Genomic DNA, 24,659 nt, shown 5'->3' with positions numbered 1-24,659 from the left:
GTGTAGAGGGGCCGACGGGGGGCCGGAAGGGGGAGCTGTCGAGGAGTTCACACGGTCCGGAACGCCCGGTCGCCGGCGTCGCCGAGGCCGGGGACGATGAACCCGTCGTCGTCGAGGTGATCGTCGATGGCGACCGTCAGCAGGTCCGCCTCCGGGACGGCCTCGCTCACGCGGACGAGGCCGGCGGGCGCGGAGACCGCGGAGAGCACGAACAGGTCCTCGAAGTCGTCGGCCTCGTCGAGGACGTGGTCGAGGACGGCGGCCATCGTCGATCCCGTCGCGAGCATCGGGTCCGCGACGATGACGGTGTCCTCCGGGCGGATCTCGGGGAGCTTCACGTAGTCGATGGTGATCGGGAACTCGCCGTCGTCGGTCATCCCGGCCGCCTCGTCGCGACCGGCGGAGATGACGCCCTGCTTCGCGCGGGGGAACGCCTTCAACAGCCCCTCGACGAAGGGGGTCGCGGCCCGGAGGACGTTGATGATCACCACGTCGTCGAGTCCTTTCACGCGCTCGCCGGTCGTCTCCGCGAGCGGGGTCTCGACGGGGACGTACTCCGTCTCCATCGCGCCGTCGATGATCTCGTAGCCGCAGATCCGCCCAAGCTTCACCAGCCCCTTCCGGAACGCCACCTGTTCCGTCTCGGCGTCGCGCAGCCGCGAGAGGGTGTCCGTCGCCAGCGCGTGCGTGATGAGGTACGCGTCGTCGCGGTCTTCGATCGTCATTATACGGAACCGCGCCCGGAACGGTCTTAAAACGTGGCGAATCGAGCGCTCGCCGGACCGCGACCGGAGGGCAGCCCCCTCCGGCGACCGCACCTAGCGGAGCGCGACGACGTACGTCACCGCGAAGAGGATCACGGCGAGGGTCGCGACGTTCCGGAGCGACAGCGTCGCCGTCCCGACGAAGTCGAGCCCCCAGACGATCATCCAGGCGAACCACGCCGAGAGCACGGCGTTCATCGCGAGCAGCACCTTGGGATCGCCTGAGGAGCGCTCGACGCCCTCGCGGATCCCGGCCTCGTCGCCTCCCTCGTCCGTGCGCTCCTCGGCACTCATACGCGGATTCGCGGCTGTGCGCCACTTAGCTCTTGTCCGTTCGGGCCGTACGGCCCTCATGATCGGCCCGGTCCGCCTCCGCAACCGACGCGGGGACCCCATCGATCCGATCCCCTTCCTCGTGACGACGGGGCTCGCGTTCGCGCTGGTCTTCTCGTTCGGGCCGCTGTACGGCCTCGCCTACGGGCTGTCGCTTTCGGCCGCGCTTGCCCTCTCGGCGCTCGGGTTCGTCGGAGTGACCATCGTCGCGTACCGACAGCTCGTCCGGTCCGCGCCTCCGGTCGGTGCCGGGGCGCTCCCGGCCGACCTCCGGTTCGAACGCCTGTTGTACGCCGGGGTCGTGCTGGGGATCGCGTTCCTTGCGCTCACGCTGCCGCTGCTGTGACGGGGCGCCGAGCGCGGGGCGGCCTCCGCGGGTCGGCTGTGCGAATCGGTTACACGACACCGGGGGACTAAGATGATCGATGCGGATCATTACGATATGGGCATCTTCGAGACGGTAACCGACGCGCTGGCGGGGTCGACGGGGACGGCACCCGGGGCCGCCGGCGACGACGGCTCCGAGGGGGCGTACTGGTGCGACGACTGCGGCGTCCGCGTCCGCGACGTCGACGTCGACGACGAGGGGCTCGACCGCGACGCGGAGGGGACGCCGACGTGTCCCGACTGCGGCGACCCGATGCGGTTCGCCCGCGCGACCGGGGGCGACTGCGCCTGCTGATCGCCGACCGCCGGTCGCGTCGAGGGGTTACGGCTCCCGGAGCGCGACCTCGGCGCCCTGCTCGCTCGGGAACGGGGCTGGGCCGACGTCGACCGGGTCGTCACCGATCCCCGGGTCGCCGAGCTCCGCGAGTTCGTCGTCGGTCAGAAGCGCGTCATCGAGCCGGTCGACGAGCGGTGCCTCGTCGACTCCCGTGCCGATGACGACGAACTCGGTCCGGCGGTCGCCGTGGTCGTCGTCCCACTCTAGCTTCGGGCGGTTCGAGCGGAGCATATCGCGCTCGACCGACGGCAGGCTCGCGATCCACGGGCCGAGCGCCTCGACGCGGACCGACCGACCCGCCTGCCCGACCTGCTGGCGCTGGTCGGTGCCTGCGACCCACAGCGTCCCCTTCGAGCGGACCACGTCGGCGGGGAGGTCTCGGAGGAGAGCGGCGAGTCGGTCCGGGTGGAACGGCCGCCGGCGGCGGTAGGTGAAGGAGGTGACGCCGTACACCTCGTCGGGGTGGCGGTGGTCGTGGGCGTGGTCGCCGTCGCGGCCGTGGTCGCCGTCGTGAGCGTGGTCGTCGTCCGTCCCGCTGTCGGCGTCGGCGTCGTCGACCTCGGCGAGCGCGCGCTTCCAGCCGGGGAGTTCGCCGAGTTCCCGCTCGTCGAACAGCCTGACGCCGAGGATCCGGTCCGGGTCGACCGCGGAGAACTCCGTGACGACCGTCTCCGCGTCGGGCTGGAGCGCGCCCACGAGGTCGACCGCCTCGTCGATTTCCGCGTCGGTACAGAGGTCCGCCTTGTTACACACCACGAGGTTCGATACCTCGACCTGCTCGACGAGGAGGTCCGAGAGCGGCCGGTCGGCGTTGTCCTCGTCGCCGGTCGCGGCCCCGGCGCCGGCGTCGGGAACGACGCGCCGCTCCGGCGTCTCGTCGCCCGCGAACGCGTCGAGGAACTGCCGCGTGTCGATCACGGTCACCAGCGCGTCGACCCGGTACCGGGCCGCCGCGCGCGACTCGGTCGTGAACAGCCGCGCGACCGGCGCGGGCTCCGAGATGCCCGAAGACTCGACGACCAGGGCGTCGAAGGAGCGCTCGTTCGCGAGCCGCACCACGGCGCTTTCGAGGTCGTCCTGAAGCTCACAGCAGATACAGCCGTTCGACAGCTCCGTGACGCCCTCGACATCGACCTCGGACTCCTCGGCGATCAGGTCCGCGTCGACGTTCACGTCCCCCATGTCGTTGACGAGGACCGCGATGTCGCGGTCGCCGGCGTTCCGGAGCAGGTGGTTCAGAAGCGTCGTCTTACCCGCGCCGAGTCCCCCCGAGAGCACGGTCACCGGGATGCGGTCGTCCATACGGGCGGATCGGACACGACGCTCTTGAACCCCCGGCCGACACACGGAAACTCGGGCGGTGGGGCGAAAACCGGGCGGCGCGCGGGGCCGGCCCGGGGGGGTGAGACCGACGCTGGACCGGTCCGAGCCGATACGTTGATACGCCGCCGTCGTCGTACTCGCGATATGGTTCTGTCCGCCTCCGCCGTGTCGCTCGTCAGCGTCTCGGTGACGGTGCTGATGGTCGCCGCGATGCTGTATCTCGTCTGGGGATCGCTCGACAGCGACATCCACACGCCGAGCCCCGGTAGCGAGGACCACCCGGAACTGGACGACGACGGCGACGACAACGACGAGGCGTCGGGCGAACTTCCGGACGGGAACGCCGCCTGACGCCGCGACCGCCGAGGCCGATCCGGCCGCGGTCCGCCCCTCGGCGGCCCGGACCGCGACAGGTTTTAACAGGGGAAGAGTGTCATGAGGAATGATGACAGTAGCAGACCGGATCGAGCGGTTCCGGGCGGTCCTCGAGGAGTGGGTCCGGGGCCTGTACCACGGGATGATCACGCACCCGGCCTACGAGAAGATCGAGAAGGAGGCCGAGGACGCCGAAGACGAATTCATGCTGGCGTGTTTCCCGGACGCGTTCGGGATCCCGTCGCCGGTGTCGTACTACACCGCCGAGCTGCTCCCGTACCTCGAAGACGAGTTCGAGGCGTGGGAGCGGCGACTGTGGGACCGCGAGACGCTGCTAGAGCGGAAGGGGCAGCAGTACCACTTCTGATGACCGGACGACACTCACGCCGCGACTGATGGAGCAGTTCGTCTTCTTCGGCGGCAAGGGCGGCGTCGGCAAGACCACGGTCTCGTGCGCGTACGCCCACCGCTGCGCGCGAGACGGTCTCCGGACGCTCGTCGTCTCGACCGACCCGGCCCACTCGGTGTCGGACGTGTTCGACCAGCGGTTCGGCGACGAGCCCGAGTCGGTCGCGGACGTCGACGGGCTCGACGCGATGGAGATCGACCCGGAAGACGAGATGCAGCGGCACCTAACGGAGATCCGCGAGGCGCTCTCGGAGCAGGTGTCGGCCGCGATGGTCTCGGAGATCAACCGCCAGCTGGAGATGTCCCACGGGACGCCGGGCGCGTACGAGTCGGCGCTGTTCGACGCGTTCGTCGACGTGATGCGCACGGAGAGCGAGCCGTACGACCGGGTCGTGTTCGACACCGCCCCGACGGGGTCGACGCTCCGGCTGCTCGGGCTCCCTGAGTTCCTCGGCGACTGGATCGACCGGCTGCTGTACAAGCGCGAGCAGTCGATCGACCTGTTCGAGAAGGCGGCGATCGGGGACATGGAGCCCCGGCGCCTGCTGGAGGGCGACCCCGTGATCGAGCGGCTCAACGAGCGCAAGGAGTTCTTCGAGTACGCCGGCGAGACGATGCGCACAGACGCCGCCTTCTTCCTCGTGTTGAACCCCGACCAGCTCTCGGTCAACGAGACGGAACGGGCCATCGAGGCGTTCACCGAGCGAGACCTGCGGGTCCGCGGGCTGGTGGCGAACAAGCTCACGCCGTCCCCCGACGAGGGAGAGCAGGGGCGCGGAGCGCGCTACCTCCGCGAGAAGGTCGAGACCGAGCGCGAGCGGCTCGCGCAGGTCCGCGAGGGGTTCGACCCGCCGCTCGTCGCCGAGATCGAGTCGCGCACGACGGAGGTCCGGGGGGACGTGCTCGCCGACGTGGCCGCGTCGCTCGACGTGGAGCCGTAGATCCGTCGGAGTCGAGCGCGCGGCCGCGAGCTGGGAGAGCGCGCGCGGCGATCCGACTCGATCGCGCGCGGCGGCTGCGGTCCGTCCGGGTGCGCGCGAGGTGGGTCGACGGGCGATCTGGGCAGATTTTACCTATTAGTCAGAGAAATTAACTTCGTTTCGACGGTGAGTAGCGTTACTCGATCCGGGGGAGTCGTCGATCGTCATGAACGAAGATAACGTTTAAGTTCGACATAGTGAATCGATACCACGAGGCAGGGACCTTATGACAAGTATAATTTGGATCGTCGTCGCCGTGCTCAGTACGTTCACCGTGGGATACGTGGGGTACTCGCGGTACCTCTCTCGTTTCGTCGATCTCGACGACGAGCGGGAGACGCCGGCACACAAGTACGAGGACGGTCAAGAGTACGTACCGGCGAAGAAGCCGGTTCTGTTGGGGCATCACTTCTCAAGTATCGCGGGCGGCGCGCCGATCGTCGGTCCGATCACCGCTGGAGCCATCTGGGGCTGGGTGCCGGCGCTGTTGTGGGTCGCCATCGGCAATCCGCTGATGGGAGCGGTCCACGACTTCATCTCGCTGTCCGGGTCGATGCGACACGAGGGGAAGTCGATCGGCTACATCATCGGCGAGTACGTCGGCGAACGCGGCAAGGACATGCTGCTGTGGTTCGCGTTCCTCACCATCATCCTCGTGGTGGCGGTGTTCGCCTTGGTCGTCGGGATCGTGTTGAACGCGTTCCCCTCGGCCGCGACCGCGAGCCTCGTGTACATCGCGCTGGCGTTCCTGTTCGGCGTCTACCTGTACCAGCTCGACGGCCCGTTCCTCCCGGGGACGGTGGTGTTCGTCGCGGGCGTGTTCGCGGGCGTCTGGCTCGGTATCCAGTACCCGATCGCGCTGTTCCCGGCGGTGGAGTCCGGGGCGTTCCCCCAGGGGACCATCGTGCTCTTCGAGTTCCTCGGTAACGGCGGGTGGCTGCCCGGAGCGGTGATGAGTGCGGACGCCATCCTCCAGCCGAACGTCGCCGCGTGGGTGCCGGTCATCCTCGTCTACGCGACACTGGCGAGCGCGCTCCCGGTGTGGGTGCTGCTTCAGCCCCGCGACTACCTGTCGTCGTTCCTCCTCTACTCGGGAGTCGGCGGCGCGCTGCTCGCGATTATCGTCGGAACGCTGCTCGGCACCTCGGCCCAGCCGCTGACCGTCGATCCCTCCATCGGCGCGTACATGGGCTTCTTCGGTAGCGAATTGGCCGTCGATACCCGGGGTATCACGCCGCTTTTCCCGCTGTTGTTCGTGACAATCGCCTGCGGAACCATCAGCGGGTTCCACTCGCTGGTGTCCTCCGGGACGACGGCAAAACAGCTGAACAAGGAGAGCGACGCTCGCCTCATCGGCTACGGCGGGATGCTCGGTGAGGGGCTGCTCGCGTCGGTCGCCATCTCGACGCTCGCGGTGGCCGGGGCGACCACGGCGGCCGCGGGCGGCGGCATCGGCGGCGCGCTGCCGAACTTCGCGACCGGCGGGGGGATCATCCTCACCAGCCTCGGGATCCCGCAGGGCGTCGGCGCGCCGTTCATGGCGCTCGTGTTGGTGAGCTTCCTGCTCACCTCGACCGACACCGCGGCGCGGCTCGGTCGGTACATGATGGAAGAGATCGTCGGAACGACCGGGAGCGGGACGACGACGGGCTTCTCCGCCGACCTCGGGAGCATCGCCAAGGGCCGGTACACGAATCCGGCCGTCCAGTCGCTCGTCGCGTACCTGCTCGTCATCTCCGGCGAGTGGGTGACGCTGTGGGCGCTGTTCGGTGGCGCGAACCAGCTTCTCGCGGCGCTGGCGCTGCTCGCCGGCACGGTCTGGCTCGCGAACTGGGACGAGTCCAAGCAGCTCGCCTCCACCGGCGTCCCGATGACGATCATGGTGACGATCACCGTCCTCGGGCTGTCGTGGGTGGCGCTGTGGGACAACCTCTATCAGAAGCTCATCCTCGGTAACGTGGCCGGACTCAGCGGCCAGATATCGGCGGTGGTCCAGATGGGGCTCGCGTTCGTCCTCATCTACCTGGCCCTGTCGCTGGTGCGGATCGGCTACGACAACATCACGACCGTGCGGAGCGACAGCGGAGCGGCCGCAGAACCGAGCGACGACTGACTGAGATCGGCCCGGTTCGGCGCGGTTTTTTTCCGAACGACCGGCGACGGTCAGCGCCAGAAGCGCTTCGCGAACCGCGAGAAGAACCCTTCGTCCGGCGAGTCGACCCGTTCCCACAGCCGGAACGCGGCCGCGGTGTCAGCGTTCTCGCTGGCGACGAGTGCCTCGCGGTCGGGCGCGACCGCGACGAGGTTCACCTCGTAGTGGCCGTAGTAGCCGAACTTCAGTAGCGTGCGGTCGCTGAACCCGGCGACGAAGTCGGCGACGTCGTCCGGGATACGGTCGGCGACGACGACGACGGTGACGTCCGTGCCGTAGTGCTCCTCGTGGCCCTCGACGCGCTCGTCGGCGACGTCGTGAGCGAACTCGACCAGTCGCTCTAGCTCCCCGACGCTCGGGGTCGACACCCGGCGGACGTACACGTACTCCCGCATGTCGTGGTCCGCGTAGCTCAGCGCCGGGTGGAGGAACTGCTTCTGATTGCGTACCCGCATCTCGGCGGTCATCTCGAAGCGCTCGCCGTCGACGACGGCGTCGCGGTCGAGGTCGTAGCTGTACATCAGCCGGTCGGAGACGCGGTCGAGGTACTCGTCGTCGTACTCGGGGACGGCCTCGCGAATCTCCGCCGGCAGCTCCTCGGGGGCGCGACGGTCGTCGGCCCCCGCCGGGTCCGCGGCGTCGGCACCCCCCTCGCCGTCCGCCTCCGGCTCGGCACGCTCACTCATCGGCGGGCTCGTACGCGACCGCGTCGCCGTCGGCCGGGGGCGCACCGATCGCCAGCACGGTGACGGGAGCGTCGGCGTCGGCCGGGTTGTACGCCCGTTGGGGGCTCTCCGGGTCGACGACGAACAGGTCGTCCGCGGGCACCTCGTATGTCTCGTCGGGGGTCTCGATCGCGAGGGTGCCGTCGAGCACGTAGAACGCCTCCTGTTGGGTCTCGTGGTAGTGGTACGCCAGCGGGAGCTGCTCGCCGGGGGCGGCCCTGAATCGGTTGATCGCCGCGGCGTCGAGCCCTCCAGAATCGGACAGCTTTCGACACTCGCACGGCCGGTCCGGCTCCGGGTCGACCGAGTCGACGTCGACGACACGATATCCCATGGGAACGCATTCCACGGAGCGAGTGAAAAGGGCGTCGGGAGCGGAGCGGGCGCGAGCGCCCCCGAGGCGTCGTTTTCCCGAGGCGGAGTTTTAACCGGGAGGACCACGTCGTGTGATGTGAGAGACCATGACAGACGAAGGAGACGAGGCGGACGGCGCGGTCGAGGCGGAGGCCTGCGGCCGCTGCTCGATGTCGACGGTCGTGGGGGCGGTGGCGAGAGACCAGTCCCCCGAGGAGCGCGCCGAGCGCGACCCGTTCCGCGGCGAGCGTATCGAAGTCGACGAGTCCGCCGTCCGGCGCGCGTCGCCGGCCGGCTACCTCGGCGAAGTTAAAGAGCGGCTCGACGCGGTCGCGCGCCGGATCGCGTACGGCAGGTGAGCGTCGTAGCGGTCCCGGCCGAGGAGGCGCGCGCCGTAGCGGTTCCGGCCGGCGAACCGAGCGGCCGAGTCCCGTCAGTTCGGAGAGACTTATACCCCTCCGTTCCGTAATGAGGGCAACCGATGGAAGAGAGCATCTCCGGCTTCAAGGTGCGCGGGGACTGGGGCGACGTCGTCGAACACGGCGAGCGGATCGCCTTGGCGCTCCGGGAGGTGGGCGTCGACAGCGACGCCTACTACGAGTTCGACGAGTGGCGTCCCAAGACCCACGAGCGCATCGACGAGGACGTCTCGGAGAAGACCGCGGCGCAGGCGTCCGTCGACGAGGGAGAGGGCGAGCGCGCGGGAAAATCGCCGGGCGACGACCTCCAGACGGCCGGCGAGAAGCTCACCGAGTCCTACGAGAAGGTCGAGGAGAACGACACCGAGAGCGCCCGCGAAAGCTGGGGCGAGTCGATCGGACACGTCGCCCGGGCGGCCGACTCGGCCGGTCGGAAGGCGATCCGGAAGGTGGAGGACGCCGTCTACCGGAACGTGATGACTCAAGTGGCGCCGTACTACTTCGACAACGATCTCGTCAGCGCCAACATCCAGGAGGTCGCCCGAGCCGAGGACGGCGAGACGTTCGTCTTCGAGGTGAACGTCAACGACGACGAGCTGAAATCGGAGGTGTCGGCGGTCCTCGACGAGTACGAGTCCGAAATCGACCGCTGGCACGTCGAGACCGAGAAGCGGACCGACGAGGTCGCGGCCGCCGAGGGCGTCGAGCCGCCCGCCGAGGAGGGCGGGCCGGACTCGACGACGACGTGAGGCGGAGCGTGTCGGGCGGCCGCGAACGCGGAGCCACATCGGTCGTCTTTAACTCGCTCACCGCTGAATCGAGCCCATGAGCGAGGTACTCCGAGTCGAGGCGGGCGAGCTGTCCGTGGACGAACTCATCGACGCGCTCAACGACGGGCAGCGGATCCTCGTCGACGTCGAGGTCGCGGGCGCCAACCACGAGGTCGCCCTCCGATACGACGGGGAGACGTACCACTGCGACACGCCGACGAACCTCCACCGGCACGCCGACGAGTCAGGGATGCGCGGCTGTATCGACCAGATGGGGTACGCCGCCAAGGAGTGACCACCCCGAGTCGGAGAAACCGGCATTTAACCTCGCCGCGCACGAATCGGCCCGCATGAGCGACCCCGAAATCGAGGACCTCGTCGGCGACGGCTCTCCCTCCTTCGAACACGTCCTCTCTTGTGTCTTCGGCGTGCGCGACCACGAGAGCCGCGCGTACCTCGCGCTGCTGGAGTACCCGGGCAGCACCGTGTCGGAGCTCGCCGACGCGCTCGACCGGGACCGCTCGAACGTGAACCGTTCGCTGTCGACGCTCCGCGAGAAGGGGCTCGTCGAGCGCCGCCGCCGCCTGCTCGACTCCGGCGGCTACGTCTACCAGTACACCGCGACGCCCGTGCCGGAGGCCAAGCGCCGGCTCCACGACGCCCTCGACGAGTGGGTGGCCGACGTCCACGACGCCATCGACGGGTTCGAGCCGGACGAGAGCTGATCGCGTCGCTCGCGGCGACTACGTCTCGGACTCCGCCGAGTCCTCCGGCTCTTCTCCGGCGCTCAGCCCGTCGTCCTCAGGGCGGTCGAGCGCGCGCTCGGCGTCGTGGTGCTCGGAGTAGCCGTCGAACCAGCGGGCGATCCGCTCGATGCGGTCGACGACGTGCGCGGGCTCGCCGGACCGCGAGAGCTCGTGGCCCTCGCGGGGGTACCTGACGAATCGGGTGTCGACGCCGTTCTTCCGTAAGAGTCGGTGGTACAGCTCCGCCGTACAGATCGGCGTCCGGGTGTCGTCCTCGGAGTGAATCAGCAGGGTCGGGGTGTCGACCGCGTCGGCGTGGCCCGTCGGCGACTGCTCCCAGAGCCACTCCGGCTCCGCCGAGGGCACCGTGTCGAAGTCGCCCTCGACGAGCTTGTACGCCGCGTCGGTCGACCCGTAGAAGCCGGTGAGGTCGTAGACGCCACGCTGGGAGACGGCCGCGCGGAAGTAGTCCGTCTGCCCGACCGCCCACGCGGTCATGAACCCACCGAAGGAGCCGCCGGTGACGAACGCGTTCGAGTCGTCGATCTGGGGGCGGTCGGCGACCGTCTCGACGCCCGCCATCACGTCGCGGAGCGTGATCGCGCCCCAGTCGCGCTCGATTGCTTGCGTGAACGCCTCGCCGTAGCCGGTCGAGCCGCGGGGGTTCGACCAGAAGACGGCGTAGCCGCGGGCCGCGAGCGTCTGGAACTCGTGCCACATCGTTCCGGCGGTCGACCACATCGCGTGCGGGCCGCCGTGGATCTCGACCGCGAGCGGGTACTGACCGTCCGCGTCGGCGGACTCGGCGTCACCGGCCTCGACCGGCGGGGTCAGCAACCACCCCTGGATCTCGACGCCGTCGGACTCGAAGCGAAGCTCCTCGGGCTCGCCGACCGCGCGCTCGTCGAGGTAGTCGGCGTTCAGGTCGGTCAGGCGGGTCGTCTCGTCGGCCGCAGCGTCGTAGGCGAACGCGTCGCCCGGGTGGTCCCACTCGCTGGCGGCGAACGCGACGGTGACCGACTCGGGACCCGCGTCGGCGTCGCCCCCGACGGTCGCGCCCGAGACGGTCCCCGGCCGGAGCAGGCGCTCGGGCGTCTCGCTCCCGTCTGCGGGGACCCGCCACAGCGCCGTCTTCCCCTCGTCGGGCGTCGCGAAGTACAGCGTCTCGTCGGCCGGCCCCCACTGCGGGGTCGTCCCGCGGCCGAGGCCCCGGTCGACACCGCCGGTGAGGTCGGTGACCGAGCCCGACTCGACGTCGAGGACGCGGAGGTCCGTCGGCTGCATCGACACCTGCTTCGGCTCCGCATGCGTGAACGCGACGCGGCCGTCCGCGGTCGCCGCGAGGTCGGCGCCCCACCCGGTCGTGGTGTGGGCGCGCTCGGCCTCGCCCGCGTCGAGGTCGTGGGCGTGGATCGCGATCTCGACGGAGTCGTCGGGGTCGTCGCCGACCGCCTCGGTGTAGTACAGCGTGTCGGCGTCGCCCCACGACGGCTCGGCGAAGTCGGCCTCCCGGTCCGTGACTCGGTCGACCGCGCCGGACTCGGCCGGGTCGGGGTCGGTGACGCCGCCGACCGTCGCGTCGGCGTCGACGACGTACACGCCGGGGCGTCGGCCGTCGAAGTGACGCTCGGCGGCGCGGTAGACGGTCCAGTCGATGACGCGCGGGTCGGGGTGGTCCTCGGGCTCGTAGTCGTCCGGCACCGCGAGGTCGCGGTCGGCCTCGCGGTCGTCGGCGGTCACGGACTGGACGAAGGCGATCCGCTCGCCGTCGGGCGACCACGCGATCGACGAGACGCCGCCGACCACGTCGGTGACGCGACGGGCCTCGCCGCCGTCGAGCGGGAGGACCCACAGCTGCTGGCGGTCGTCGGCCGCGCCGCGGGTGGAGGTGAACGCGATGCGGTCCCCCGAGGGACTCCAGCGCGGCTCGGCGTCGGCGCCCTCGGCGAGGGTGAGGCGGCGCGGCTCGCCCTCGCCCGCTGCGTCGACGAGGTACACCGTCGTCTCGTAGCTGTCGTCGTCGTTCGGCTGTCGGCGCACGAAGGCGACGCGGTCGCCGCCCGGCGAGATCCGGGGGTCGGACGGGACCGCGATGTCGTGGTAGTCGGCCGCGGTGATCGGCTCCATGCGTGTGGGTCGGACGGGGGAGGCAAAAGGCGTCGGGAGGCGGAAAGGCGAGGATCGACAGGCGAAAGGCCGCGTGTCGGGGGACGGAAAGGCGAGCGTCAGGAGACGGAAAGCCGGGCGGCGGCGCGAGCGACGCCGACGCCGAGCCCGCGCCGTGGGCAGCGCCCAGTCGTCCGTCGCTCAGTCGCCGCCGTTGTCGAACGCGAGCGAGACGCCGTCTGCGTCGACGGTCGCGCCCGCGGCGCAGACCGGGTGTTCGAGGTCGGCGCCGAGCAGTTCGGTCGCGACGGGCTCGGCGTCGGTCGCGGTCAGGTCGTACGGCTCGGGAGAGTCCGTCTCGTAGGTCGCGACGACGGTCGGCTCCTCGACGGCCTCGACGAGGAGCGCGTCGCGGCGGACGGTTCCGATCGTCGCCGACTCAGCGCCGACCACGCCGGCGACGCGAGGCGTGTCGTAGTCGTCCTTCTCGTAGTCGAGCGCGAGCAGCGCGGAGGCGAGCGCGTCGCGCGCGGGGTACCCGCGCTCCAGTTTCTCCGCGATCGGGTCGACGTGCGAGCCGTTGCCGAGGACCGCCAGCGGCTCCTCGGTCGGGGTCTCGACCGCGCGAGCGCAGTTGTACGAGACGTAGGGGTTGTCGGTCTCCGGCGCGTCCGCGGTCGGGCCGACGGTGAGCGTCCCGCCGCGGTCGCGGACGCGGCGGTTCGGGAACGAGCGCGAAGAGACGCGGTAGCCGCCGATGCCGGGCGCGACGACGACGAATCGTCCGACGTACATACATTTTCGTGTGTATCGAGTCGCATAAAGCGCATCGATATGCGCACGAACGCGATCCGTGGGCGAGATGCCTTCTTCATGATCTGCCGGCGGCGACGGCGGGGCGGTGACGGCGGGGCGGCGACGACAACAGTGGGGACGGGACGGCGACGACAACAGTGGGGACAGGACGGCGACGACAACAGTGGGGGCGGGCGGCGACGCCCGCCGGCGCCCGCCGATGCTCGTCAACCGATCGCACGGCGACCGCAACGCGCAACGCTTACAAACACGTACTGGCTATCCGTAGGTGCGCAGTCCATTGGGGTAGTGGCCAATCCTGTTGCCTTCTGGGGGCAACGACCCTGGTTCGAATCCAGGATGGACTACTTCTCTCGGTTTCGTTTCGAGTGGAACGGAGTGGCGTCCACGTCTCGTGGTTTCCAGTTGAAACGAAGGGGTACCGATGAGCGGGCGGCCGCCGTCACTTCTCGACGTCCAGCAGGGCGACCCGCTCGCGGACGACATCGGCGAGACCGCCGGTAGTCGCGGTGAGTTCGCGATCGGTGACTCCGTAGAACTCGCGCACCCGTTCCTCGTCGAAGTCGACCGGAAGCCCGGAGTCGTCGGGGTCGGTGCGCGAGTCGGCGGCGAGTTCGCGAACGGACTCGGTCGCCTCGTCGAGGTCCGCGGACGGGCGGTCGGCGCCGGACACGTCACCGAAGTCCGCGACGAGGACGACCGCGGCGCGCTCGCCCTCCGAGACGCCAAGTTCGAGCGCGCGGTCGATCTGCCTGCGCCCGGCCGCGTACAGCAGGACCTCGACGCCCGGGTCGCGCGCGACGGCCTCGCCGCGAGCGATCGCCCGCGCCGCCAGTCGCGCCGCCTCGCGGAGGTGCGTCGGGGAGACGACGAGGTCGGCGTCGAACGCCTGGACGACCGCGCCGGTATCGGCCGCAATCGCGTCGAGGTCCGCGAGAAACGCGTCGAGGTCGTCGATCGCGAAGGTGCCGGCGACGAGGCTGACCCCGGGGTCGGGCGCTGGCATCCCGTCGCCGCCGGCCGCGGAGTCGGTCATCCGAAATCACCCAGGCTGGCCTGTCCGTCGCCGTCGCCGTCGGCGTCCGCGCCCGCGGTCGCCGCCGCGGAGGCCGAGCTGTCGGGGTCGACGCCGTCGAGCGAGGGGTCCTCGCGGCCGGCGTTCTCCAGGATGCGCTCGGCGGTTCGCTCGCGGCCCCGCAGCGCGCCGAGGACGACCGCCTTGTCCGCCTCGCGGAGGTCGGCGCGGCTCTCGATGCCTGCCTCGTAGAGGCGGCGGGCGCGCTTCCGACCGACGTTGCGGACGCCCGCGAGGTCGAGGAGTTCCTCCCGGACCCCGTACTCCAGCCGCTTGCGGGCCTCGCGCACCTGGACGACGGTGTCGCCGTCGATCCCCTCCACGTCGCGCGCGAGCGTCTCGGCCGCCCGGAGGAGCCACTCGGCGGTGTCGACCTTCCCGCGGATGTCGCCGGGGCCGACGCCGTACCGCTCCGCGATCCGGTCCTCGTCCACCTCGTTAGCCCAGTCTTCGAGCAGGCGCCCCGTCTTCAGCGCGGCGAGCCAGTCCTCGAAGCGCACGTCCTCGTACTCGGAGGGGGTGTCGCCGAGCAGCTCCGCCTCGCGCTCGTAGCAGACCTCGGTGTACTCCTCGCGGTCGCCCGACTTGAGGTACAGCTCGTAGGTGTCGGGCGTCCGGCTGACGAGGTGGTAGAGTCCGAGCGGCGTGACCGCCGGGGCGGCGTCGCCGGCCGACGCCGGCCCCTCTGAGGCGGGGTCGTCCGGTTCGTCCTCGCCGGCGCGAGTGTACGTGGTGAACCCGGGGTCGTCGGCGTCGGCGGTCGGGTCGTGGGCCGCGACGAACTCGCCGTCCGCGTCCGCGGATCCGACAGGCCCGGACCCGTCGTCCGCGACGGTCCGAAGCCCGTCGAGTATCTCGGCCGCGCTCATCGGGTCGAGGTAGAGCCGCGAGACGGTGTGACCGATCCCGGTCGCGGCGAGGCCCTCGCTCCCGCCGTCGCGGTCGCGCTCGACGAAGCCGTTGACTTCGAGGTAGTCGAGGACGGTGTCGGTGACCGCCGCGAGCCGCCCCTCGTCGTCGGTCTGCGTGGCGTAGAGCGTGTTGTCGAGGAACGAGAGGAGCCCGTCGCGGGTGGCGGCGAAGCCGGACGCGACCGTCGCGAGGACGTGGGTGCGGAGGGCGGGCTCGGCGGCGAGCTTCGAGCGGACGGGTTCGGCCTCGGCCCAGACGTACCGCTCGAACAGCTCCTCGCGGGTGTCGGCGTTGTTCGCGAGCAGCACCGCCTCGCCGTAGGGGTCGAGGCCGGGGCGGCCCGCGCGGCCGCACATCTGGTGGACCTCGAGCACGTCGAGCGGTTTCATCCCGCCGAACTCGCCGTCGTAACGCCGCCAGTCGCGGACGATCACGCGGCGCGCGGGCGTGTTGACGCCGGCCGCGAGCGTCGGCGTCGCGGAGACGCACTTGATGAGGCGGTCGCGGAAGGCGTCCTCGACGAGGCTGCGGTGCTCGCTCGCGAGGCCGGCGTGGTGGAACGCCGACCCCTCCTCGACCGCGTCGGCGAGGTCCTCGGAGGTGTCGGTGTCGGAGACGCCGCGGATCTCCTCGGCCAGCTCGCGGAGGCGGTCGCGCTCGTCGCCGGTGAGCCGCGGCCCCGTCACGTCGGTGAGCTTGCGGGCCGACGACTCGGCGTTGCGCCGCGAATTGACGAAGACGAGCGAGGAGCCGCCCTGGCCGTCCTCCTCGGTGTCCAGGGCGTCGGCGACGAGCCTCGCGGTCTGGTCCTCGCCGCGCTCGACTGGGACCTCGCGCTGGCTCCCGTCGTCGAAGTTGATCGCGTTGCCGAAGTGGACGCCGGTGTGGAGCTCGATCGGTCGCCAGTCGGACTCGACGAGTTCGGCGTCGAGCCAGTCCGCGATGACGTCGGCGTTGCCGACGGTCGCCGAGAGCGCGACCGTCTGGAGGCCGGGGTTCACCTTGCGGAGCTTCGCGAGGGTCACTTCGAGGGTGGGGCCGCGGTGGGAGTCGTCGACGAGGTGGACCTCGTCGCTGACGACGCAGGTGAGGTCGTCGATCCACGGGGCGCCGTTGCGGATGAGCGAGTCGACCTTCTCCGAGGTGGCGACGATGATGTCGCGGCTGGCGAGCCACTCGCCGTCGGAGTCGTAGTTGCCGGTGGAGACGCCGACCGTCACATCGAACTCTTCCCAGCGCTCGAACTCGGCCTTCTTCTCGCTGGCGAGCGCGCGCAGCGGGACGATGTACAGCGCCTTGCCGCCGCGCTCGACGGAGGAGAGCATCGCCAGCTCGGCGATCAGCGTCTTGCCGGACGCGGTCGGGACCGCCGCGACGAGGCTCTCGCCGTCGGTGACGCCCGCCTCGACCGCCGCTTCCTGCGGCGGATACAGCTCCGCGACGCCCTCCGCTTCGAGCGCCTCGCCGACGCCCGCGGGGAGCCCGGAGAGCGAACTCGGTTCCATTACCGAAGTCTGGGCCCCGCCTCGATTTAAACCGTCGGAACGGGCCGAACATAGCGGAAGAACGCGCGGCGGCGCGTGTCGGTGAGCGGCCGGAGCGAAGCGAAGGCCGCGAGCTGCGCGCGCGAGTCGCTGGCGGCCGGGGGCAGACCAAGGGCGCCGTCTCGCGACCTACCCCCCGTGCGATCCCGACCCTACAGCGTCCCGGCGGCTGACGACCACGTACAGTCCTCGAAAGCCGACGGCGACGCCCGCGCCGAGCGACCCGAGCGCGGTCGCAACGGCGAGCGCGGGAACGAAGAAGGCCGGATCGAGGACGTAGTCGGGCGAATCGGCGATAAACGCGATCGCGGTTGCGTGTCCCAAGACGGCCGCGGCGTCACCGAGCCACGCGAGTGCGATCCCGCCCCGGTACCAGTAGACGAGCGCCGCGATCGGAGCCCCGAACACGGCGTACCCGAACGGCTGGTAGGTCGGATAGGAGGCATATAACCAGAACGTGGACGGGACCGAGAGAACGGCGGCGACAGCGATGACGACAACCGCTCTGTGCCGCTCCCCCGACGAGCCGAAGAAGCGTTCCGACGCTGAACGCTCGCTCGGGGGACTCAATCGACGGAGGGCAGAACCGACGACGACGGCGAAGGCGCCGACCGCGAGGCCGAGCCGGAGGTGAGTCGGAAGCGTGACGCCGAGGACCTCCATCTCCAGTACGTCCGGCAAGGGGCTGAACGCCGCACACGCGAGAGCCGACGCGACCGGGATGGCGGGCCCCGCTGCGAGCGTGTAGATGGCGGCGCCACCGTGATACTGAACGAGGATAGCGATCGCCGCGGCGGGCAGGTAGAGGACGGCGGTGGCACGCGAGTGACCGATGTCGCTGATCTCCGGGGCGACCGCGCGGATGGCACCGAGTTGGGTGGTCACCTCCGTACTCGCACCGTACGCCGCGTTCGACCGCCAGTAGGCGGCGTAGAGGACGAACGCAAAGACGAACACGAGACCGACGGTGCCGGCGATACGGAAGCGACCGTCGGGACGGCCGAGGAGGGCACGGCGGACGTCCATTGAGGGAGACGACTGTGGGACTCGGTAAAACGGTTGGGAGATCAACTGTTCGTCTCGCACCGGCCGCCACGGGAGGTCGAATCCCGACGGACCGACTCAGGGAGCCACACCGACCGTCAGCAGCGTCCCCCACGTCCGGTAGCGGTCCACCATCGCCTCGCGCGTCTCGTACCCCTCGGTCGGGAACTCGGAGGCGTCGGGAATCTCGGTCTCGCGGTCCGGGATCGCGTCCTGCTCGGCGACGTACAGGCCGGCCTCGCGGAACGCTTCGCGGTACTCCTCGCGGCTCCACAGCGTCATCTCGACGGCGATGTTCTCCTGCCACGCGTGGGTCGTCTCGCTCTCCGCGAAGTAGTTCACCGCGCAGTAGAAGGTACCGCCCGGCTTCAGCACGCGGCGGACCTCTTCGAGGGTGTGGACCGGGTCGGCCGCGTAGTAGAACGCCTCCATCGAGAAGACGTGGTCGAAGGAGTCGTCGGCGAAGGGGAGTTCGTCGAAGTCGCCGACGAGGAAGCCGACCGCGTCGTCGTCGGTGTACTCGCGGGCGTTGCTGGCCATCTCCGGGGCGCCGTCGAGGCCGTAGCCGCGGTCGATCCCCCGCTCGCGGAGCGCGCGGAGCGCGTAGCCGGAGCCGGTCCCCAGATCGAGGACGGCGTTGCCCGCCTCGGCCGGCATGCGGGCCAACACGTGTTTCGCGGTGTGCCAGTGGCGGTCCTCCATCCCGCGGTCCTTCCCGCTCGCCGCCCACTCGTCGAACTCCTCGCGGACGCTCATACCGGCCGAACGGGGAGAGCGGTGAAAAACGGCGGTGTTTTACCGGCTCCGCTCCCGCCGGTGGGTATGAAGCGACCGCGAGCGCTCCGCCGACCGAACTTCCGGGTGGCCGACATCGCCCAGCAGTCGGTCGGCGGCTTCCTGCTCGCGGGGCCGTTCGTCGTCACCGCGGAGGTCTGGGAGCTCGCCGCGGGGATGAACTGGGTCCAAGCCGGTGTGACCGCCGCGCTCGTCGGACTGATCGGGTACGCCGCGCTGTACCGGGCCGACACCGGACGCGACGTCGACGAGGAGCCGGACTTCGTCGGGATCCCGACCCGCTTCGTCTCGCTGATGACGGTGGCGTTCGGGTCCGTGCTCCTGCTCGCGCTGATCTTCGACGCCCCGCAGACGTTCCTCGTCGAGGGTGGGATCGGCGACGGCGCGGTGGTGGCGACGACGGCGAAGGCCGTCGCCGTCGGCGCGATGTTCAGCGTCGTCGGCGCGGCGACCGCCGACAGCGTGTTCTGAGAGGGGCGTGGCGCGCTGTCGCGGTCACGGCGCCGCGGTCGCGCCGTGCCGCTCGCTCCGGCCTCACAGCACGACCGAGACGACTGCGAAGAGGATCAGCACGCCGGCGATGTCACAGAGGTTCGTCACCACGGGGATCGTCGTGTCGTCCGGATTGAGCCCGACGCGGTAGGACACCTCGACGGCGGCGACGCTGGCGACGACGACGAGGACCGCGAGGCACAGCCCGGAGACCAACGAGATCAGCAGCACCCGGCCGAGCGCGAGCGACCCGCCGAGCGCGAGCCCGATCGCCCACGCGGCGACTCCCACGGCGCCGAAGACGGTCGCCGCGAGCCCGAACACCGCGCCCGCGTTCGCCCGGAGGGCCGGGTTCGACGGGCTGAGCTCGTAGGTCCCGAGGTACAGCTGGGTCGTGAGCCGCGAGCAGGTGATCGACGCGAGGTTGCCGGCCGTCCCGATCTGGACGGGAACGAGGACTAGCAGGGCCGGGTACCTGAGCAGTACCGCCTCGTACGTCTCCAGTACCGTCCCCGAGACGAGCTGAAGCACCGACAGCGCGGCGAGCAGGGGGATCATCGTCCGGACGATCCGTCGGACCGACCACTCGTCGACCGCGGTGGACTCGGGGTCGGTCACGACAGCGCCCCCACGGCGGCGACGCCGACCAAGAGGAAGAACACCCCGAACACGTCGCCGAGCGTGGTGACCACCGGTCCGATGACGTTGTCTGGGTCGAGCCCGCGGCGGTAGCCGAGGAAGATGACCGCGATGAGCACCGTGATCATCAGCACCGCCGAGAGGAAGCCGGCGACGACCATCACGCCGACCAGCTGGAAGAGGCTCCCGCCGTCACCGAACAAGACGAGCGTCGCGTAGGTGACGACCGCGATGAACACGGAGACGGTCATTCCGTTCAGGAAGGAGGCAACGACCGCGTTCGTGAGTCGCCGGTCGGGTTGAAACCGCGGTTCGATGATCCCCTGGTGGAGCCCGGTCGAGAGCCGGGCGCCGAGCGAGCCGTACACTCCCCCGCGGGTGGCGAGGAACGCCGGGAGCAACAGGAGGAGCCCGGGGACCTCCGCGATGTTCGCGCGCATGGCGTCGGAGGCGAGTATCGTCCCCGCGAACAGCCCGGCGATCAGGCTGACGGTTATCACCGGGACCGCCTGCCGGTAGATGTCGCGCGCGGAGTCGTGCCCGGGCATCGAACGCACCGACGACGGGCGGGGCAAAAAAACCGACCGACGCGTTTGAACGCAGGATCGAGACTTGTCACAACTCATCGGTCCGTGACGGCGATCTCCAGATGAAACGAAGGGGGCGAATGCGGTGGAGACGCAGAGTACGTACGAATCAATTACGAGGAACAGGATCGGGAGAACGAGCGACGAGATCAGTTTCAGGAGGCTACTCAGTTGAAACGGATAGAGCCGTAGATTTTGGTAGTCCTGCTACTCCCGACGGACTCTGTCTAGTTCCATTCGATTCAGTAATTCCGTGTTTTCGTCACTGGATTCGATTTTCGAGTAGCTGAGGGCGCCAGTTTCGCCTGTCGGATGCTCTTTGCGGAGTTCCTCCAATCTCGAGTCGCTGTGCTGTTGGGCCTTCTATTGGTCAGTCGAGTCGGGTAGAGGAACGAAACGAGAATCGTTCCGACGAAACCGGCGGCGATCACAGAGACCAACCGCGAGGGGGCGTTTCCCCGGACGAAAATGAACGCGGGGGGGAGAAGTAGCGACCCCGTCGAGAACGTGAGCGTAGTGCGAATCGAAAAGTATCCGGTGATGCTGAGGCCACCCAACCCGTCCGGATCCAGCGGGTCGACTTACAGATCAACGTCCTGGAGTTCACGGACGGCGAGTATCGTGGTGACGACGCCGGAGAATCCGCCGACGATGACAGCGTCGTATGTCCCAGAAGACGTATCGCTCATTTGCTCAACCACAGGTGTATTCTATTTGACTTAATTATTAGCCCGTCGACCGCACCGTTAAGTCGGTCGCGTGATTGCCGATCCCATGGACTATTCGCTCGCGATCGAGAACGGACCGGAAGCGATACCGGGTGGCACGGGACTCCTGCTCGTCCACCCGAGCATCGGCGAGACGGACCGAATCGACACCGATTTCCTGAAGACCGACACCGACGCGTTCCTCGTCGTCTCGACCCGGACGACCGCCCGCGAGGTCGAACAGAAGCTGGAGTACTACGACGTCGACGAGACGAAGGCGACGATCCTCGACACGCTCTCCGTCGAGCGCGGCTACTCGCGACGGACCGCCGACGACGTCTACTACGTCTCCGCGCCGGACGACCTCGACGGCGTCGTCGACCGCGTCGAGCGGTTCCTCACCGAGAACGAGGGGAAGCGGCGCGTCTCGGTCGACTCGCTCACCGAGATGGCCTACTACGCCGACGACGACGCGGTGTACGACGCCGCGAGCGAGATCCTTGACCTCCTCGACGAGCACGACGCGGTCGGTATCTTCCACCTCTCCGAAGAGGTCCACGAGGTCGCGACGCTCGACCGGTTCCGCGACCTGTTCGACGGCGTCATCGACCTCGACGGGGACGGGAACGTCGTCGTAGACGTCTGAGCGGCGGTCTGCCGCCGCGAGGAAGCGTCAGCTCTCGTCGAGGAGCGCCGCGAACGTCTTCTCTGTCCACGCCACGGCGTAGGCGGCCCCGCGGTCCCGGTAGGCGGTCGTGTCGAGGGCGGCGTACGGCGCCGGGAGGTCGAGGTCGTGTTTGACCGCCGAGCAGGCGTACTCCGTCGCGCTCGGGAACTCCGTGTCGCCGCGCGCGACCTCGCCGGAGAGCTCACCGAGCCGGCCGGAGAGCCGCTTGCCGGCGTCGACCCACGCGTCGTACAGCCGGGGGTGCTCCGACTCCCACGACGCGAACGTGTCGCGGGTGTGGAGGCCGACCCACGCGTCGAACAGCGCGTTCGCAACCTGGAACACGTCCGCCGGTCCGAATCCCGTCGTCGACGCGCCCGTCTCCGGGTCGGGGCGGCGGATCGCCGCGTCGAGGTCGCGGTAGCGCTCGCCGAAGAAGGGGAGGAACGTCTCGGGGAGCCCGGTCGAGTCTCCGCCGCTCACTGCGCCCGGAGCCGGGTCGCAGTCGATCTGGACTAGCCGCTCGGCGACGAGGAAGGCAAGGAAGTCTTCGGGCGTCCCCTCCGCACGTCGCTTGACGAGGACCGCGGGCGGATCGGTCTGTGCGGTCCGGACGACCGTCCCGTCGCCGGGGAGTCCGACGGTGAACGCCGGGCCAGCGTGCTTGCCGAGTAGGTCCGGGACCGCCTCGGGAAGCCACTCGGCGGGGTACGACGCGGGGTCGAGCGCGTCGACAAAGAGGCCGAGGTCCTCCGCGGCGGCCGGCGGGAGGGTCTCGAAGTCGGACTCGACGTCGAGGACCGGCGATCCCGGTGCGTAGTGATCGCGGACCGCTTCAATATCGTCGTCGAGCGCCCGGGGCGAGAACATCAGCCGAGGACGTACGAGAGGATGATGAGCACCGAGAGGACGGCCGAGACGCCGACCGTGCCAACCACGATCTGGGTCGATTTGGACATGCGAGACAATCCGTCCGCCCGTCGTTAAAATCATCCGGTCGACGCCAACCGTGCGGCGATTTTATGCCGTCGGCCGAGAGTACTGACGTATGCGAGTTCGTGACGCGGTCGAGGCCGACGCCGCGGCCGTCGGGTCGATGACGGGCCGACCCCGCGGCGTCGCTCGGAACATGATCCACGACCGGTCGGTTCGCGTCGCGGTGACAGACGACGCCGGGTCGGAATCGGGGGGAGCGCCCTCGCCGTCGGAGCCGAGCGGCGACGGTGACGGCGGTGACGACACCCCGGTCGACGCGGTCGCCGGGTTCATCGCGTTCGACGTGCGTGACGGGACGGTTCACGTGACGAACTTCGAGGGCACCGCGGCCGCGGTCGAGCGGCTGTTCGAGGAGCCGGTCGGCTTCGCGAAACGAGAGGGAATGTCGGTCGAAGTCATCGTCCCCGCCGACGGGGTCGGTCCGGAAGTGGTCGAGGCGTTCGGCTTCGAGGCGGCGGGATCCGGGCCGCGGATCGACGGCACGGCGACGACGAGGTACCGGTTCGATCCGGCGGAAAGCGGCTGAGGCGGACGCTTCGGGGTTTATCATCCGGTCAGGGTCGCGGTCGCCGATCCGATCAGGATCGCAGCCGCCCATCCGGTCAGGGTCGCGGTCGCCGATCCGATCAGGATCGCAGCCGCCCATCCGGTCAGGGTTGCGGTCGTCGATCCGGTCAGGGTCGCAGCCACCGATCCGGTCAGAGTCGCGGTCGTCGATCCCCGCGAGGCTTAGTCAAAGCGCTCTTGGACGATTTCGAGGGCCTCCTCTCGGTCGTCCCAGTCGACGAACACCGCGACGGAGGTGGCGCTCGTGATCAGGTCGATGATGTTGATTCCGGCGTCCGCGATGGGCGCGATGATGTCCTGAATGACCCCCGACTGGTTGGGGAGCTCGCCGCCCGTGACGCGGATCACGGCGATGGGGTCGGCGACGGTGACGGAGGAGAGGGCCTCGTCGGTGACGACCGCCTCGTGGAGCAACGCCTCGGCGGTCTCGGCGATGTCGACGTCGACGTAGAAGGTGACCGAGTCCATGCCGGACGCGACCGCGTCGATGTTGACCTCCTCGGCGCGCAGCGCGTTCGACAGCTCCGAGAGGATCCCGGGGCGGTTGCGGATGGCTCGCCCCGCGATGGTGAGACACGCGAGCGGCTCCTCGCGCATGTCGATCAGGCTCTCGAACTCGCCTTCGATCCGCGTGCCGCCGCGGAGCAGGTCACCGTGCTGGTAGTGGACGACCCGAACCGCGAGCCCCTCGTCCTTGTACGAGAGCGCAGACGGCGCGACGACCTCGGCGCCGCGGAAAGAGAGGTTGCGCAGCTCGTCGACGGTGATCTCGCCCACGTTGCGCGCGCCCTCGACGACGCGGGGGTCGCCGGTCATCACGCCCTCCACGTCGGTGACGATCACGACCTCGTCGGCGTCTATGTAGTTGCCGAGCATGACGGCGGTGGTGTCCGAGCCGCCGCGCCCGAGCGTGGTGACGTTGCCCTCGTGGTCCTCGGCGAGGAACCCAGTGATGATCGGGACGACGCCGTCCATATCGGCCGCGATCTCCTCCGCCCGCCGCTTCGTCTCCGCCACGTCGACCTCGCCGAGTTCGTTGGTGACGACCGGCCAATCCGGGTGGCCGGGTTCGAGGAAGACGGCGTCGACGTCGCGGACGGACAGCGCGGCCTTCAGCATGCGGACGCTGGTGCGTTCGCCCATCGAGACGATCTCCGCGCGGTCGGCGTCGTCCGTCTCGAAGGTGATGTCGTCGAGGAGGTCGTCGGTGGTCGACCCCATCGCGCTCGCGACGACCGCTATCTCGTGGCCGGCCGCGACCGCGCTCGCGACCGAGTCGGCCGCGCGCTCGATCCGGTCGCCGCTGCCGAGGCTCGTTCCCCCGAACTTCGCGACTACGCGCATGCGGCTACCCCGTCGCGGGTCCGAGAGGGTCGGTCTCCGGCGAGCGGTCGGCGGCGGGCGAGCGGGACGGCGGGTGCCGAGCCGACGCCGGAATTCCGGGTCGGTCGGCGGGAGCGATCGGTAAACATGCGACTCCGTAGCGGAGGAAGCCGGATAACAGTATCTTCTTCGACAAGGGTCGCCCGAATCGCCGAATCGTCCGGTTCAGTTGTTATACTACGAATAAAACGAGACGAACGATCACCGACGTCCGGAATCGCCGGGAATGTGGGGAGACGACGGTCAGAGAGCGCGG

General features: G+C 69.6%; 28 protein-coding genes and 1 tRNA gene. 14 read left to right on the top strand and 15 right to left on the bottom strand.

Going from position 1 to position 24,659, the window contains the following annotated elements; all coding sequences use genetic code 11:
* Nucleotides 1-47 precede the first annotated feature (47 nt).
* Together upp and EXE51_RS16600 are read right to left on the bottom strand one after the other, a co-directional pair.
* Nucleotides 48-725, bottom strand: coding sequence for a uracil phosphoribosyltransferase (gene upp, locus EXE51_RS16605; protein WP_049932007.1), 678 nt, complete (start codon nucleotides 723-725; stop codon nucleotides 48-50).
* Between the two features lie 93 nt (nucleotides 726-818).
* Nucleotides 819-1,058, bottom strand: coding sequence for a hypothetical protein (locus tag EXE51_RS16600; RefSeq protein ID WP_086216696.1), 240 nt, complete (start codon nucleotides 1,056-1,058; stop codon nucleotides 819-821).
* A gap of 58 nt (nucleotides 1,059-1,116) precedes the next feature.
* Here EXE51_RS16600 and EXE51_RS16595 point away from each other — a divergent pair, with 58 nt between their 5' ends.
* Together EXE51_RS16595 and EXE51_RS16590 are read left to right on the top strand one after the other, a co-directional pair.
* Nucleotides 1,117-1,443 (top strand): hypothetical protein, encoded by a 327-nt coding sequence (locus EXE51_RS16595; RefSeq protein WP_086220239.1) that lies wholly within the window; start codon nucleotides 1,117-1,119, stop codon nucleotides 1,441-1,443.
* Between the two features lie 96 nt (nucleotides 1,444-1,539).
* On the top strand, nucleotides 1,540-1,779 hold the full coding sequence (locus EXE51_RS16590; protein WP_049932002.1) for a hypothetical protein: 240 nt from the start codon (nucleotides 1,540-1,542) through the stop codon (nucleotides 1,777-1,779).
* A 27-nt stretch (nucleotides 1,780-1,806) separates the two neighbouring features.
* On the opposite strand, the gene EXE51_RS16585 is transcribed toward EXE51_RS16590, so the two are convergent.
* Nucleotides 1,807-3,123 carry a GTP-binding protein gene (locus EXE51_RS16585; protein WP_137693117.1) on the bottom strand — a complete coding sequence of 439 codons (1,317 nt, stop codon included), beginning with the start codon at nucleotides 3,121-3,123 and terminating at the stop codon, nucleotides 1,807-1,809.
* 165 nt (nucleotides 3,124-3,288) lie between these two features.
* Here EXE51_RS16585 and EXE51_RS16580 point away from each other — a divergent pair, with 165 nt between their 5' ends.
* From EXE51_RS16580 to EXE51_RS16565, 4 genes are all read left to right on the top strand, one after another.
* The gene (locus tag EXE51_RS16580; protein WP_049931998.1) at nucleotides 3,289-3,495 is read left to right on the top strand and encodes a hypothetical protein; all 207 of its coding nucleotides are present in this window, start codon (nucleotides 3,289-3,291) and stop codon (nucleotides 3,493-3,495) included.
* A 94-nt stretch (nucleotides 3,496-3,589) separates the two neighbouring features.
* Nucleotides 3,590-3,886, top strand: coding sequence for a hypothetical protein (locus EXE51_RS16575; protein WP_049932143.1), 297 nt, complete (start codon nucleotides 3,590-3,592; stop codon nucleotides 3,884-3,886).
* Nucleotides 3,887-3,914: 28 nt separating this feature from the next.
* Nucleotides 3,915-4,868: a TRC40/GET3/ArsA family transport-energizing ATPase gene (locus tag EXE51_RS16570; RefSeq protein WP_049931997.1), complete on the top strand. Its 954-nt coding sequence runs from the start codon at nucleotides 3,915-3,917 to the stop codon at nucleotides 4,866-4,868.
* A gap of 265 nt (nucleotides 4,869-5,133) precedes the next feature.
* A complete protein-coding gene (locus EXE51_RS16565) occupies nucleotides 5,134-7,020 on the top strand; it encodes a carbon starvation protein A (protein ID WP_049931995.1) in 1,887 nt (628 codons plus the stop codon).
* A gap of 50 nt (nucleotides 7,021-7,070) precedes the next feature.
* Here EXE51_RS16565 and EXE51_RS16560 read toward each other — a convergent pair whose 3' ends face one another.
* Complete coding sequence (locus EXE51_RS16560; protein ID WP_049931993.1) at nucleotides 7,071-7,745, bottom strand: hypothetical protein; 675 nt, start codon at nucleotides 7,743-7,745, stop codon at nucleotides 7,071-7,073.
* Nucleotides 7,738-8,118, bottom strand: coding sequence for a cupin domain-containing protein (locus tag EXE51_RS16555; protein ID WP_049931992.1), 381 nt, complete (start codon nucleotides 8,116-8,118; stop codon nucleotides 7,738-7,740). The genes EXE51_RS16560 and EXE51_RS16555 overlap by 8 nt, the downstream gene beginning before the upstream one ends.
* 127 nt (nucleotides 8,119-8,245) lie before the next feature.
* Here EXE51_RS16555 and EXE51_RS16550 point away from each other — a divergent pair, with 127 nt between their 5' ends.
* From EXE51_RS16550 to EXE51_RS16535, 4 genes are all read left to right on the top strand, one after another.
* A complete protein-coding gene (locus EXE51_RS16550; protein ID WP_049931991.1) occupies nucleotides 8,246-8,497 on the top strand; it encodes a hypothetical protein in 252 nt (83 codons plus the stop codon).
* Between the two features lie 122 nt (nucleotides 8,498-8,619).
* Entirely contained in the window at nucleotides 8,620-9,306 is a 687-nt protein-coding gene (locus EXE51_RS16545; protein WP_086216691.1) for a DUF5828 family protein, read from the top strand.
* Nucleotides 9,307-9,382: 76 nt separating this feature from the next.
* Nucleotides 9,383-9,622: a hypothetical protein gene (locus tag EXE51_RS16540; protein ID WP_049931988.1), complete on the top strand. Its 240-nt coding sequence runs from the start codon at nucleotides 9,383-9,385 to the stop codon at nucleotides 9,620-9,622.
* Nucleotides 9,623-9,677: 55 nt separating this feature from the next.
* Nucleotides 9,678-10,052, top strand: coding sequence for a helix-turn-helix domain-containing protein (locus EXE51_RS16535; RefSeq protein WP_049931986.1), 375 nt, complete (start codon nucleotides 9,678-9,680; stop codon nucleotides 10,050-10,052).
* 18 nt (nucleotides 10,053-10,070) lie between these two features.
* Here EXE51_RS16535 and EXE51_RS16530 read toward each other — a convergent pair whose 3' ends face one another.
* Both EXE51_RS16530 and EXE51_RS16525 read right to left on the bottom strand, forming a co-directional pair.
* On the bottom strand, nucleotides 10,071-12,200 hold the full coding sequence (locus EXE51_RS16530) for a S9 family peptidase (RefSeq protein ID WP_137693116.1): 2,130 nt from the start codon (nucleotides 12,198-12,200) through the stop codon (nucleotides 10,071-10,073).
* Between the two features lie 180 nt (nucleotides 12,201-12,380).
* Complete coding sequence (locus EXE51_RS16525; RefSeq protein WP_086216688.1) at nucleotides 12,381-12,974, bottom strand: IMP cyclohydrolase; 594 nt, start codon at nucleotides 12,972-12,974, stop codon at nucleotides 12,381-12,383.
* 295 nt (nucleotides 12,975-13,269) lie between these two features.
* Between EXE51_RS16525 and EXE51_RS16520 the strand changes: the two genes are divergently transcribed.
* A tRNA-Gln gene (locus tag EXE51_RS16520) sits at nucleotides 13,270-13,342 on the top strand.
* A gap of 95 nt (nucleotides 13,343-13,437) precedes the next feature.
* On the opposite strand, the gene cgi121 is transcribed toward EXE51_RS16520, so the two are convergent.
* The 4 genes from cgi121 to EXE51_RS16500 form a co-directional block, all read right to left on the bottom strand.
* Nucleotides 13,438-14,031: a KEOPS complex subunit Cgi121 gene (cgi121, locus tag EXE51_RS16515; protein WP_089308527.1), complete on the bottom strand. Its 594-nt coding sequence runs from the start codon at nucleotides 14,029-14,031 to the stop codon at nucleotides 13,438-13,440.
* Complete coding sequence (locus EXE51_RS16510; RefSeq protein ID WP_137693115.1) at nucleotides 14,028-16,487, bottom strand: ATP-dependent DNA helicase; 2,460 nt, start codon at nucleotides 16,485-16,487, stop codon at nucleotides 14,028-14,030. Before EXE51_RS16510 ends, cgi121 begins: the two co-directional genes overlap by 4 nt.
* 168 nt (nucleotides 16,488-16,655) lie before the next feature.
* Nucleotides 16,656-17,552: a hypothetical protein gene (locus tag EXE51_RS16505; protein ID WP_137693114.1), complete on the bottom strand. Its 897-nt coding sequence runs from the start codon at nucleotides 17,550-17,552 to the stop codon at nucleotides 16,656-16,658.
* A gap of 96 nt (nucleotides 17,553-17,648) precedes the next feature.
* Nucleotides 17,649-18,326: a class I SAM-dependent methyltransferase gene (locus EXE51_RS16500; RefSeq protein ID WP_137693113.1), complete on the bottom strand. Its 678-nt coding sequence runs from the start codon at nucleotides 18,324-18,326 to the stop codon at nucleotides 17,649-17,651.
* Nucleotides 18,327-18,392: 66 nt separating this feature from the next.
* Between EXE51_RS16500 and EXE51_RS16495 the strand changes: the two genes are divergently transcribed.
* Entirely contained in the window at nucleotides 18,393-18,836 is a 444-nt protein-coding gene (locus tag EXE51_RS16495; RefSeq protein WP_049931978.1) for a hypothetical protein, read from the top strand.
* 63 nt (nucleotides 18,837-18,899) lie between these two features.
* Here the strand turns inward: EXE51_RS16495 and EXE51_RS16490 are convergent, their stop codons facing one another.
* Both EXE51_RS16490 and EXE51_RS16485 read right to left on the bottom strand, forming a co-directional pair.
* A complete protein-coding gene (locus EXE51_RS16490; protein ID WP_086216141.1) occupies nucleotides 18,900-19,475 on the bottom strand; it encodes a magnesium transporter in 576 nt (191 codons plus the stop codon).
* Nucleotides 19,472-20,044, bottom strand: a complete 573-nt coding sequence (locus EXE51_RS16485; protein WP_049931974.1) for a magnesium transporter — start codon at nucleotides 20,042-20,044, stop codon at nucleotides 19,472-19,474. The genes EXE51_RS16490 and EXE51_RS16485 overlap by 4 nt, the downstream gene beginning before the upstream one ends.
* An 813-nt stretch (nucleotides 20,045-20,857) precedes the next feature.
* Between EXE51_RS16485 and EXE51_RS16480 the strand changes: the two genes are divergently transcribed.
* The gene (locus tag EXE51_RS16480) at nucleotides 20,858-21,436 is read left to right on the top strand and encodes a hypothetical protein (protein ID WP_049931973.1); all 579 of its coding nucleotides are present in this window, start codon (nucleotides 20,858-20,860) and stop codon (nucleotides 21,434-21,436) included.
* Between the two features lie 27 nt (nucleotides 21,437-21,463).
* Here EXE51_RS16480 and EXE51_RS16475 read toward each other — a convergent pair whose 3' ends face one another.
* Entirely contained in the window at nucleotides 21,464-22,327 is an 864-nt protein-coding gene (locus tag EXE51_RS16475) for a hypothetical protein (protein ID WP_086216142.1), read from the bottom strand.
* Nucleotides 22,328-22,505: 178 nt separating this feature from the next.
* On the opposite strand from EXE51_RS16475, the gene EXE51_RS16470 reads away from it, so the two are divergent.
* Nucleotides 22,506-22,979: a hypothetical protein gene (locus EXE51_RS16470; protein ID WP_089308530.1), complete on the top strand. Its 474-nt coding sequence runs from the start codon at nucleotides 22,506-22,508 to the stop codon at nucleotides 22,977-22,979.
* Nucleotides 22,980-23,182: 203 nt separating this feature from the next.
* Here EXE51_RS16470 and EXE51_RS16465 read toward each other — a convergent pair whose 3' ends face one another.
* Nucleotides 23,183-24,364: an aspartate kinase gene (locus tag EXE51_RS16465; protein WP_049931970.1), complete on the bottom strand. Its 1,182-nt coding sequence runs from the start codon at nucleotides 24,362-24,364 to the stop codon at nucleotides 23,183-23,185.
* Nucleotides 24,365-24,659 lie beyond the last annotated feature (295 nt).

Origin of the sequence: Halorubrum sp. CGM5_25_10-8B, assembly GCF_005435095.1 — an archaeon.
In the GTDB taxonomy this organism is placed as follows: domain Archaea; phylum Halobacteriota; class Halobacteria; order Halobacteriales; family Haloferacaceae; genus Halorubrum; species Halorubrum ezzemoulense.
This window is presented reverse-complemented; position numbering and strand designations above follow the sequence as displayed.